Raw genomic sequence first — 11,100 nt, 5'->3', positions numbered from 1 at the left:
GCGAGCGCCGATCAGCTGCGAACCGACGACCAGATGGCACTGGCGGCCTCGGCGTCATGGGCCACATAGACCGGCACCAGCAGCTCGCCGAGTTCCGCGACCTTGACGTAGAAGCCGGGAACCGAGGCCGCGGCCGCTCGGGCCTTGTCCGGCGCGAGTTCCCCCTTCTCGTCCTTGAGCAGGCTGGTGAACGCCTCGCCCAACGGGCCACGGCCGATCTGATTGGCGGCGACCATCCGGTTGTTGTCGCGGGTCCAGGCGTCGCGGAGGTCGTCGGACGCGCCACGAAGATTCCCCATGAAGGAACCGGTCGCGTCCGGATCCATGTCGGCGACGTCGTCACCGTTCAGGCTCAGCCAGGTCATCGGAGTTCCCCCGCGATCTGCCGGTCGAGTACGTGCAAAGCCGGCCCGAACCGCAGTTCGGCCGGTTCGCGTGTGGTCGTGGTCGTGGTGTCCTCCGGCAGATGGCCCGCGACGAGCGCCGAGCACTGCTCCTGTGCGCTTTCGGTGGCGCGGTGGATCGTGTCCTTGATGGACCGTGCCAGCTCGGCGGAGTCGGGAACGCGGTAGATGCGGGGATCGAGATGCAGCTCCACCAGTTCGCCATAGCCGCCGACGGTCGCGCTGATCAACCCGTCGCCGGATTCGGCGGTGGCCCGCAGCTCCGCGATCCGGTCTTGGGCCGTACGGAGTTCCTCGGCCATTCGCCGGTAGTCGTCGTACCTGTTGACGGACGTCTCCACGATGCCTCCCACCTCGTCTCCGGCCCAGTCTGCGGCCGCCTCGCACCCGCCGAGGGTCCGTGGCAGGTTGCGGCCAGCCGACGCCGGTTCGCCAGTCGCCGTCCGACGATTGCCAGGGTGAAGAGACATCGGATGCTCGCCGCCGCGACGGTGCTGGCCGCGCTCCACTGCGGCACCGTCGCGCTCCCGGCGTACGCGGCCCCACCCGCGGGGGCCTGCCGTGATCCGGAGCCCGCGCACGCGGAAGTCCAGGCGGAGCCCTGGGCGCAGCGCCTGCTCTCCCCGGAACGGGTCTGGCCGCACAGCCGAGGCGGCGGCGTGCTGGTGGCGGTGGTGGACTCCGGGGTCGACGCCGACCACCCGCAGCTCAGCAGACCCGGAAAAGTGCGCCCAGGCAGGGATTTCTACCTGCCGGGCGGGCTGCCTGGCTCGTTCGACTGCGTCTCGCACGGCACCGGGGTGGCCGGCGTCATCGCCGCCGATCCGGTGCCCGGCATCGGTTTCCACGGCATCGCCCCGGACGCGGAGATCCTTCCCGTGCGGATCACCGACCGGGATCTGGGCGACCAGGGCGGTTCGCTGCGGATCGACCCGCAGGTGGTGGCCAACGGGATCCGGTACGCGGCGGACCAGAACGCGAAGGTGATCAACCTTTCCCTGGCGGGGCTAAGCGACTTCCCCGTCATCCGCGACGCGGTCGCCTACGCCGTCTGGAAGGACGCGGTGGTGGTCGCCGCGGCGGGCAACTCGCAGCGGGACGCGAACTCCGGGCTGCCGTCCTTCCCGGCGGGCTACCCCGGCGTGCTGGGGGTGGGCGCGGTGGACATCGACGGCGCCCGGATGACCGCTTCGCAGATCGGCCCCTACGTCGGTATCACGGCGCCGGGCGCGAAGGTGCTCGCCACGACCCGGGTGGGCGGCCACACCTACGTCGACGGCACCAGTTTCGCCGCGCCGTTCGTTTCCGCGACGGTCGCGCTGGTGCGCTCCGCGTGGCCACAGTTGTCGGCGGCACAAGTGATCCAGCGGCTGAAGGCGACGGCCAGCCCGGCACGGGGAGGCCGGGCGAGCGACGCGTACGGCGCGGGACTGGCCGATCCCTACCGCGCGGTGACCGACGGCCTCGACCCGGCGAAGCCCGCGGCTCTGCCGTCGTATGTACCTGGTCCGGTCGACCAGGCAGGTCTCGACCGGGCCGAACGGCTACGGGAAACCGGGGCGGCCGCGAAATGGCTGACCGCTGCCGCGGTCGCCGGAATCGTGGTGGCCGCACTAGGGGTGGCCCTTGTGCTACGAGGCCGCCGACGTCGCTGGCGTCCCGGCCGGGCGGCACCACTGCCCGCCGAGCCCGCCGTCGAAGAACCACCGGAGCAGATTTTCCTGCTTTCCAAACGGTGAGCTGAAAGGGACTTTCCCCGCATCTGATGCGATGAAGGGAGCTTTCCCCGCATGGCACGCAGCGAAGGAGGCCTTCACGGACTGAGGCGGCAAGCACTGCCGCCATGTTCGTCCAGCGTCACCAGGGATCACATCGGTGGCGCGTGAAGGCCCCCTTCCCTCGGCTGAGCCGAGGGAAGGGGGCCTTCACGCGCAAGCCGTAGCACTCGAGCGGGACGACACGAGGCCCCGGCGAGCTCAGCTCGCCGGGGCCTCGTGTCCTCACCGGTCAACGCACTCAGAGTCCCCTGAGCAACTGGGCCGCCACGCGGGGTGCGTCCAGCAAGGTTTCGTGCGCGTCGCGCACGCCCTTTGCCTGCCCGATCTGGGTCTGGAAGTTCTCGTTCGCCTTCGCCATATCGCCCTGCACCTGCTGGTACAGCTCGTGACCGAACCCGGAACGGACCTCCGAGTCGTACAGGAAGCCGAATTCCTGTCGCTGCTGGTCGACGTTGTCGATCTGGGTGTTCGCGTCGTTGGTGAGGGCGGTCACCATACTGTCGCCGGTTTCCCGGCGCGCGGTGACGCGTTCGGAATCCATCGCCATTACCAGTCTCCTTTCCGAATTACAGCTTGGCCGCGAGGTCGTAGACCGCCGGTGCCTGCACCAGCCGCGACGCTTCCGAGTCGTGGTCGACGATGATGCCTGCCGCGGTCACCATCCCGTCCGAAGTGTCGGTCGTCTGCCCGACATGGATGCCGGTCGAGCCCTGACGCGACGAATCCACATCGCACATGGCCGGGACGAACGTCCCGCTGCTAGCGGCCGCCCCCTCATCGACCGCGCTCGCGACCCTCTTGGAACCGTCCGCCATGGTCTGGCCGAATTCCGAGAAACGCGACGACTGGGCGCGCAACGCGGCGGTGTTGTCGTCGATCAAATCCCAATACGACATGCTCGGTTCTCCTTTCCGTGCTCTCGCACTCTTCCGAGAGGCTAGGTCACCAGGACGCCGTACTCGGGCCTGCGGCAAGTTCCTGCCATCGCCGCCGGACGGAGCTCGATTTCGCGGACGATCGGTGACGTGGCGACAATCATGGTGAAACGGCCGAGCCGTCGGCCTGCCCCGGAAATGCCCGCCGGCGAGCTGATCCTGCAGCCGCCGCCGGAAATCCCGCCGCCGCCGTCGCGGCAGTGGACGCAGATCTTCATGGTGCTCCCGATGGTCGCCATGATGGCGGCGATGCTGCTGATGTACTCGGGCAGCATGACCGGACAGATCCGGTTCGTCATCTACGGCCTGATGGGCGTCGGCATGCTCGGCATGGTCGTTGCCGGATTCCTGCAGGGCGGCGGCCCGAGCAAACGGGAAATGGCTTACGCGCGGCGCAAATACCTGCGCCATCTGTCCCAGCATCGGTTGCGGCTGCGCCGTTCGGTGCGCAAGCAGCGCGAGGCGATGGAATACCTGCACCCGGACCCCGCCACGCTGTGGTCGCTGGCGTCGAGTTACCGGCTGTGGGAGCGGCGTAAGAACGACCCGGACTTCGGCATCGCGCGGATCGGTCAGGGCCCACAGGCTCCGACGCTCACCCTGATCGCGCCCGACACCAAACCACTCGAAGAGCTGGAACCGTTGTCGGCACTGGCGTTGCGCCGGTTCATCACCACGTACACCGCGGTGGGCGGGCTGCCGATCGCGATCGCGGTCAACGGCTTCAGCCGGATCTTCCTGCGCGGCGACCGCGCCACGTCGCTCGGCGTCCTGCGCGCCATGTTGGCCCAGCTGGCCACCTTGCATTCCCCGGACGATCTGCGCGTGGCGGTCTGTGTCGGCGAGGACCGGCGCACCGACTGGGACTGGATCAAATGGCTGCCACACGCGCTGCACCCGGAGCGCACCGACGCGCTCGGCCCGCTGCGGCTGGTGGCGCCCGGCATCCAGGGTCTGGAATCGATGCTGGAGGAGGAACTGGTCAAACGTCCGCGCTTCGATCCGGAGGTGGACGTTCGCGTTCCCGGTCCGCACGTGGTCGTCGTGCTCGACGGCGGCTCGATCGCCGGCTCCGACCATCTGATGACCGGCGGTGGCGTCGAAGGAGTGACAGTGGTGGACCTCACCACGATGCCGCCGCGCGCACTGGACCGGACGTCGGTGGTGCTGGCGGTGGATGCCGACGGCGCGCTGGTCAGCGAGACCATCGACGGCGAAGCCCCGCTCGGTCGGGCGGACACGCTGGGGCCGGTGGCGGCGGAAGGACTGGCCAGGCAACTGGCCCCGCTTCGCCTGACGGCGGGCCTGCGAGGCGAGGCTCCGCTGACCTCGGAGCTGGGCCTCGCCGAACTGCTGCAGCTGGGCGATCCCTACGACTTCGACCCGGCCGACACCTGGCTGCCCCGGCCGAACCGGGACCGGCTACGGGTGAAGCTCGGTATCCAGGAGGACGGCGCCCCGATCGAGATCGATCTGAAGGAGTCCGCCCAGGAGGGGATGGGGCCGCACGGTCTGCTGATCGGCGCGACCGGTTCCGGTAAATCCGAGCTGTTGCGGACACTGGTGCTGGCGCTGGCCGTCACGCACCCGCCGAACTCGTTGAACTTCGCTCTCGTCGACTTCAAGGGTGGGGCCACTTTCGCCCGACTGGACGCGCTTCCGCACACCAGCGCGGTGATCACCAACCTCGCCGACGAACTACATCTGGTCGACCGGATGACCGACGCGATCAACGGTGAGCTCATCCGCCGTCAGGAACTGTTGCGCGCGGCGGGGAACTTCTCCTCGTTGCGCGACTACGAGAAGGCGCGGGCCGCCGGAGCGCCACTGCCCGAAGTTCCGACACTGCTGGTGATCTGCGACGAATTCTCGGAACTGCTGTCCGCCAAACCCGACTTCATCGACATGTTCGTCCAGATCGGCCGCGTGGGCCGATCGCTCGGGGTGCACCTGCTCCTTGCCTCACAACGACTCGACGAGGGCAGGCTGCGCGGCCTGGAGGCCCATCTGTCCTATCGCGTCGGCTTGCGGACCTTCTCCGAAATGGACAGTCGCGCGGTACTCGGGGTGGCCGACGCGTTCCACCTGCCGCGCGCGCCGGGACACGGGTTCCTCAAGGTCGGCACCGAGCCGATGGACCGGTTCCGCGCCGCCTACGTCTCCGGCGTCTACCAGCGCGACACCGGGATCCCGTTGCCGTCGACCGGACGTGACCAGCTGGAACTGCACGAGTACACGACGTCCTATGTCGCGCCAGAAGTCGGCTTCGACGAAGAAGAGGAGGCTTCCCCGGCGGAGGACCAGGACACGGCCGTCGGCGAGACGCTCCTCGACATCCTGGTCGACCGGCTGGAAGGCCAGGGCACCCCGGCGCACCAGGTCTGGCTGCCGCCGCTGGACGAGTCGCCGACCCTCGACGCGCTGCTGCCCGGTCTGGTCGTCCACCCACGGCGCGGGCTGACCACCGGCTCGCCCGAGCAGGCCGGCGCGCTCCGGCCGGTGCTCGGCATCGTCGACCGGCCGTTCGAGCAACGGCGCGATCCGCTGGTGCTCGACCTTTCCGGCGCGGCCGGCCATCTGATGGTGCTCGGCGCGCCACAGACCGGCAAGAGCACCGCCGTGCGCACGCTGATCACCAGCCTCGCGCTCACCCACACGCCACGCGAGGTGCAGTTCTATTGCCTCGACTTCGGCGGTGGCACCCTCGCTTCGATCAGTGGCCTCCCCCATGTCTCCGGCGTCTCCGGGCGGCTCGACACCGGCGCGGTCCGCCGGACGATCGCCGAGGTGGCCTCCCTGCTGGCCCAGCGGGAGCGGATGTTCGCCGAGCACCGGATCGACGGCATCGTCACTTACCGGCGGCTGCGGGCCGAAGGCAAATTCCCCGAGGACCCGCACGGCGACGTGTTCCTGGTGGTCGACGGCTGGCTGACCCTGCGGAACGATTTCCCCGAACTGGAAGAGATCGTCAACGACGTCACCGCGCGCGGCCTGTCCTTCGGCGTGCACGTGGTCGCCTCGTGCACGCGCTCGTTCGACCTGCGGATGAACGTGCGGGATCTGTTCGCCAGCAGGCTCGAACTGAAGATCGGCGACCCGATCGACTCGGCCATCGACCGCCGCGCCGCGATGAGCGTGCCGTCCGGCGCGCCGGGCCGGGGGCTCGCCATGCAGGGGCACCAGATGCTGATCGCCCTCCCCCGGATCGACGGCAGGCCCGGCGCCGACGACCTGGCCGACGGCCTGGCCGCGCTGGTCGAGACGGTCCGCAAGGCGTGGCCGGGCGAACCCGCGCCCTCGGTCCGCCTCCTGCCGACGATCCTGCCGTACGAGGAACTCCCCGAGTCCGACGAAATCAGCGGGGCGGGCGCCGGGCTCACCGTCGGGATCCACGAAAAAGATCTCTCCCCGTTCCGGCTCGACTTCGCCGCGGACCCGCATTTCCTCCTGCTGGCCGACACCGAGTCCGGCAAGACTGCGTTCCTCCGGCTGCTGGCCCGCCGGATCACCCGGGCCTACACCCCCGCGCAGGCCAAGATCGTGCTCATCGATCATCGGCGGAGCCTGCTCGGTGAGGTCGGGGACGAACACCTGCTCGCCTACGGCACCGGTGACACGCACAGTCGCGGTCTCCTGACCGAGCTGGCGGGCATCTTCGAAAAACGGCTACCCGGGCCGGACATCACGCCAGAGGAACTGCGGGCGCGGAACTGGTGGCAGGGTCCGGAGATCTTCGTCCTGATCGACGACTACGACATGGTGGCAACCCACAAGGAACATCCGCTGCTCCCGCTGCTGAATCTGGTCGCACAGGGCTCGGACGTCGGTCTGCACCTCGTGCTGGCCCGCCGGTCGGGCGGCGCCGGGCGAGGAATCTTCGAACCGTTCTTCGGCCGCGTCAGGGAAGTCGGCGCGCCCGGCCTGATGATGTCCGGCGACCGGGACGAGGGCCCGTTGCTCGGCGGGATGCGGGCACAGGTGCTGCCGCCGGGCCGCGGCTGGCTGATCGACCGCCGCGGCACCAAGGGATTGGTACAGCTGGCCTGGCTGCCGCCGAAGGAGTAGGCCGCTGGCCGGTTCCTGTCGCGGCGATCCGCCAAGGCGGGGGAAGTGATTGCCTTTCGGTAAAAGACTCGAATTCAGGGGTGCGCGATGGGGCTTGGCGATTACATCGACGGGGACACCGAGGCGATGGAGGTGTTCTCACAACGAGTACTGGCTCTCGGGTCCGAATTCCCCGGCGGGGCACTCAACCGCGTTGTGGAACCTGCCTGCGCCAATGGCCTTGATCAATGTAAAGAGGTGGTCAGAATGGACGCCATTGTGACCGAGAGCCTCCAGAAGTTCATCACCGACGTCCAGTACGGGCTCACCGCCTACGCACTGTTCGTCCGGGACGAAGGCGCGAAGTATCTCGCAGCCGCCGAGGACGCCAAAAAGGAGATTCTCAAGAATCTGCCCCAACGGCAGGACGCCGGGCTACCGGTGGTCTCTCCCCAGTTCCCGCCCCCGGTCGTCCAGCCGAAGTAGGAGTGCTCACATGTCGTACGAAGACTTGTCGGTCGACCAGCTGTTCGCGAAGATCGAAGCGGAATTACCCCACGCCAGCAAGTTCGAAGACGCGGCGAAGATGTGGGATGAGGCTCGCGTATGGATCGACGACAAGATCGCCCGTTTCCGCGGCGAGGTGCAGGATCTCCGAGACCAGCAAGGGTGGAAGGACGGCGCCGGCGACCTCTTCGCCGCACGAACGGAAAAGGACCTCGAGTCGCTGCGCTCGTGGACCCAGGCGACGGCGGAGGTCCAGGGCGCTCCCTACACGCAGGCCGGCTTGATCAACGGGGAAGTGAAGTCGAATGTCGCCTATACCCTCGGAATAACCCGGTCCAACGTGGCCGACCGGCTGCGAACACTGGCAGGCGATATCCGGACCACGTACAACAACCTGAAATTGTTGCGCGACGATTTCCACCAGAAATATGACGGCGATAACCGGCTGAAGGTCGAGAACGAACCGCTCTACCGGCAAAAGATGGCCACGGAGCTGAATCTGCTCGGGATCAGCTACGTCGCCTTGTACACCTGGGTGCTCCCCCAAGCGACCGGCGCGGACTGGTCCGGCCCCCGGGCTCACCTGCCATCGACGACCTCACCCGCCCCCTCCTCGACCGGCGACGGAACGAGCACGTCCGGAACCGGCACGGACGGAGCCGGGACGCCCGCCGAGCCCGCGACGCCCGCGGAGCCGGTCACCCCCGTTTCCCCGGATACCACCGAGGAACAGGATTCCCCGCAATCCCTCATGAACGCCGCTTCATCGTTGCTGGACAGCGGTTCGAAGGCCATCGAGGCGGCGAGTGGACTGCTGGGGCAACTCGGCGGCAGCGGCACGGATATCGGCGGAGAACTCGGCCGCCTCGAACCAGGCAAGTTGTCTCCGCTGGCCCCCTTGCCCGATCCTCTGGGTTCCGTTGGCTTGCCGAGTGATTCCTCGGGACTTCCCAGCTTGGCGGGTCTCGACGCGGGCGCGGCCGGAATCGGCGGTGGCGCGGGAGGCGGCGTGCCCTCGGCAACGGGCTCGGTACCGATGTCCGGTACGGCAGGCCTCGGCGCTTCGATGCCGGGAGCACCACTTCCCAGCATCGGAACGACGGCAGGGGCCGCGGGGACGTCGCGCGCGGCGGGCAGCGGAATGGCCGGGCCGGGCATGATGCCCGCCATGCACTCGCCGCAGGCCGGCGGGGGAAGTTCGTCGGGCGGCGTCCGGCCTGGAGCCGCCGAACAGGTCAACGCCGTCCGTTCGCGGAAACCCGACAGCACACCCGGTGTGTCGCTGCGGGGCCGGACCGGGCGGGCGAACGCCACCACGCCGCCACCCGCCGCCGAACGGCGATGGGACGGCGAAAACACCGTCCAGTTGCTCGACGAGGAACTGTGGCAGGTCGGCCCGACCGGGCACGACGAACCGAAATACCGCAGTGGACAGTAAAGGAGGGGCCTCATGCCCGATTACGTCGACGGTGACCCCGAGGCGATGGCCGCCTACTCGGGGCAACTCAAAGCGCCGGACATGCCCGGTTCACTACACAGGCTGGGGAACGGCCTGAATGCGACCGGGTTGTTCGAGGGCATCGCGATGACCTTGCTGGACAAGGCCGCGACCGCGGAGATGACGGCGTTCCTGGCGAAGATCACCGAAGATCTCGTCACGGATTCGGCGAAGGTCAAGACCATCGCCGCCGGTTACACCGCCGCGGACGCGGCCAGTGCGCTGACCTTGGCCACGTCGTCCTTCAAGGTGGCCCAGCAGGGTTTGAGCCTGCTCAAACAGGCATCGAGCTCGATCAGCCAAGCCCCGAAGTCCCAAGAAACCACTGACGCGCCGGCGGCCGACGGCTCGCAGGCGAGCGTCTGAGGAGCTGACGATGATTCCCTACCAGCTACTTCCCATCGAGATGCATTTCGAGATGGCCCGTGCCGAGGCGGGCAAGGTCCCGGTCCTGCTCGAGGCGGCGGGAATGTGGACCGAGGTACGCCGCTGGATCGACGCCACCGCGGCGGAGGTCAGCACCCGGGTCGGCGAACTCTCTCCGGAATGGACGGACGAAGCCGGGCGACAGCACGAAGAAAAGGCCCAGCGCACGCTCGCGGAACTCAAGTTCTGGGGAGACCGGATCGACGCGGCCCAGCCCGCCGAAAAGCTGACGACGCTCGCTTCCGACGTCTCGGCGACAGCGGCGGCGGTGGCGGGGCTTTACGCGGAGTACCGCATCGCCACCCTCACCCCGTTCGGCGCGCCGGCGGCTTTCGCCCTTCAACAGGCGTCGGGCATGAAAATGACCGAACTGGGCGGGAACTTCGACACCTCGATGCTCAGCGTTTGCGCGGCCGCGGGCATCGAGTCGCCCGCCGACCTGGTGACGTCGCAGGAAACCGTGTCCGCGGAGGGTAACTCCCCGACCGACTTCCTCGCCGCCGCCGAGGCAGGGATGACCGCGCTCACCGAACTGCAGAGCCTCGCCGAAACGGCGGGTTCCTTGGGCGGCGGAACAGGTTCCGAGCTACCGGCGACCGAGGGCTTGAGCGGGCTTGGCGGCCAGAACGGTTCCTCCGGGATTTCGCTGGCTGGGCTCGCTCCCCTGCCTTCCGGGGCGGGCTCGCTCCCGTCGCTCGGCGGTCTCGGTGGGCTGCCCGGTGGCTCCGGCCTCCCGCCCATGCCTTCGGGGCTGATGGGCGGGATCGGCGCGGCGGGTGGCCTCGGTGGTCTCTCGGGAGCGGCGAAGCCAGTCGTCGGGAAGCGGGCACCCAGCCTGGCGTCGGAAATCCAGCCGGGTGCCACCAACCCGGCCGCCGCGAAGTCCGCGGGGACCGGGGTTCCGCCGATGATGTCGCCCCAAGGTGGCGGAGGACAGGCCACGGCGGGCACCCTCCGGCCAGGAACGAGCGACCAGCCGACGGGCCGGAACGGAGCGGCCAAGAGGGCGTCGTCCGGTGGGAGCGACGGCGTTCCGGCGAAGTTGCGTGGCCGGGCCGCCAACGGCAGTCCGGACGCCGGGTTCACGCTGGCGCGTGATCGCCGGTCGGGTGAGACGGAGTCGGGTTCCGTGCAGATGCTCGACGAAGACCTGTGGCGGCCGACCTCCCGCTGAGCCACGAGCGCGTGAAGGCCCCCTTCCCTCGGCCATGGTTTGAATGACCAGCCGAGGGAAGGGGGCCTTCACGCGCTGGAGAACTGGTGTCTTGAGTCCGAAGTTCGTGTTGTAGGTACGCGGGCAAGCACGGTGCCCTGTTCGCCGAACTCACGTGATCAGAGACGTGACCCACGTGCCTGGAGCCGTAACTCGCGTGCCTGGAGACCGATCTCGCGTATGCGGTCTCCACACACGCGAGATCCGCCTCTGAGCACGTGAGATACGTCTCTGAGCACGCGAGTGCGGGGTTTGACTCAGGTTCCCGCTGGACGCCCGAACCTCCGGCGCGGGG

Annotated in this window: 10 protein-coding genes; 6 read left to right on the top strand and 4 right to left on the bottom strand. The window is 68.6% G+C overall.

What is annotated here, in order from left to right:
• Window positions 1-11: 11 nt before the first annotated feature.
• Entirely contained in the window at window positions 12-365 is a 354-nt protein-coding gene (locus ACLARN_RS04830) for a hypothetical protein (protein ID WP_409490066.1), read from the bottom strand.
• Window positions 362-745 carry a YbaB/EbfC family nucleoid-associated protein gene (locus tag ACLARN_RS04825; RefSeq protein ID WP_409490065.1) on the bottom strand — a complete coding sequence of 128 codons (384 nt, stop codon included), beginning with the start codon at window positions 743-745 and terminating at the stop codon, window positions 362-364. Before ACLARN_RS04825 ends, ACLARN_RS04830 begins: the two co-directional genes overlap by 4 nt.
• Window positions 746-877: 132 nt before the next feature.
• On the opposite strand from ACLARN_RS04825, the gene mycP reads away from it, so the two are divergent.
• Window positions 878-2,143, top strand: a complete 1,266-nt coding sequence (gene mycP / locus ACLARN_RS04820; protein WP_409490368.1) for a type VII secretion-associated serine protease mycosin — start codon at window positions 878-880, stop codon at window positions 2,141-2,143.
• A 277-nt stretch (window positions 2,144-2,420) separates the two neighbouring features.
• Here mycP and ACLARN_RS04815 read toward each other — a convergent pair whose 3' ends face one another.
• On the bottom strand, window positions 2,421-2,729 hold the full coding sequence (locus tag ACLARN_RS04815) for a hypothetical protein (RefSeq protein ID WP_409490064.1): 309 nt from the start codon (window positions 2,727-2,729) through the stop codon (window positions 2,421-2,423).
• Between the two features lie 19 nt (window positions 2,730-2,748).
• Window positions 2,749-3,078: a hypothetical protein gene (locus ACLARN_RS04810; RefSeq protein ID WP_409490063.1), complete on the bottom strand. Its 330-nt coding sequence runs from the start codon at window positions 3,076-3,078 to the stop codon at window positions 2,749-2,751.
• A gap of 129 nt (window positions 3,079-3,207) precedes the next feature.
• On the opposite strand from ACLARN_RS04810, the gene eccCa reads away from it, so the two are divergent.
• The 5 genes from eccCa (at window position 3,208) to ACLARN_RS04785 (ending at window position 10,766) form a co-directional block, all read left to right on the top strand.
• Window positions 3,208-7,182, top strand: coding sequence for a type VII secretion protein EccCa (gene eccCa, locus ACLARN_RS04805; protein ID WP_409490062.1), 3,975 nt, complete (start codon window positions 3,208-3,210; stop codon window positions 7,180-7,182).
• 246 nt (window positions 7,183-7,428) lie between these two features.
• Window positions 7,429-7,647, top strand: a complete 219-nt coding sequence (locus ACLARN_RS04800; protein ID WP_409490061.1) for a hypothetical protein — start codon at window positions 7,429-7,431, stop codon at window positions 7,645-7,647.
• Between the two features lie 10 nt (window positions 7,648-7,657).
• Window positions 7,658-9,106: a hypothetical protein gene (locus ACLARN_RS04795; RefSeq protein ID WP_409490060.1), complete on the top strand. Its 1,449-nt coding sequence runs from the start codon at window positions 7,658-7,660 to the stop codon at window positions 9,104-9,106.
• 12 nt (window positions 9,107-9,118) lie between these two features.
• A complete protein-coding gene (locus ACLARN_RS04790) occupies window positions 9,119-9,532 on the top strand; it encodes a hypothetical protein (protein ID WP_409490059.1) in 414 nt (137 codons plus the stop codon).
• A 10-nt stretch (window positions 9,533-9,542) separates the two neighbouring features.
• Window positions 9,543-10,766 (top strand): hypothetical protein, encoded by a 1,224-nt coding sequence (locus ACLARN_RS04785; protein ID WP_409490058.1) that lies wholly within the window; start codon window positions 9,543-9,545, stop codon window positions 10,764-10,766.
• Window positions 10,767-11,100 lie beyond the last annotated feature (334 nt).

This window comes from Amycolatopsis sp. cmx-11-12, from assembly GCF_046269425.1.
Classification (GTDB): domain Bacteria; phylum Actinomycetota; class Actinomycetes; order Mycobacteriales; family Pseudonocardiaceae; genus Amycolatopsis.
Note: the sequence above shows the minus strand (reverse complement) of the source record. Positions and strands in the feature narration are given on the sequence as shown.

Coding starts and splice junctions, on each gene's coding strand:
- mycP (WP_409490368.1), top strand. CDS start 878: ATGCTCGCCGCCGCGACGGTGCTGGCCGCGCTCCACTGCGGCACCGTC.
- ACLARN_RS04800 (WP_409490061.1), top strand. CDS start 7,429: ATGGACGCCATTGTGACCGAGAGCCTCCAGAAGTTCATCACCGACGTC.
- ACLARN_RS04795 (WP_409490060.1), top strand. CDS start 7,658: ATGTCGTACGAAGACTTGTCGGTCGACCAGCTGTTCGCGAAGATCGAA.
- ACLARN_RS04790 (WP_409490059.1), top strand. CDS start 9,119: ATGCCCGATTACGTCGACGGTGACCCCGAGGCGATGGCCGCCTACTCG.
- ACLARN_RS04815 (WP_409490064.1), bottom strand. CDS start 2,729: ATGGCGATGGATTCCGAACGCGTCACCGCGCGCCGGGAAACCGGCGAC.
- ACLARN_RS04785 (WP_409490058.1), top strand. CDS start 9,543: ATGATTCCCTACCAGCTACTTCCCATCGAGATGCATTTCGAGATGGCC.
- ACLARN_RS04830 (WP_409490066.1), bottom strand. CDS start 365: ATGACCTGGCTGAGCCTGAACGGTGACGACGTCGCCGACATGGATCCG.
- ACLARN_RS04810 (WP_409490063.1), bottom strand. CDS start 3,078: ATGTCGTATTGGGATTTGATCGACGACAACACCGCCGCGTTGCGCGCC.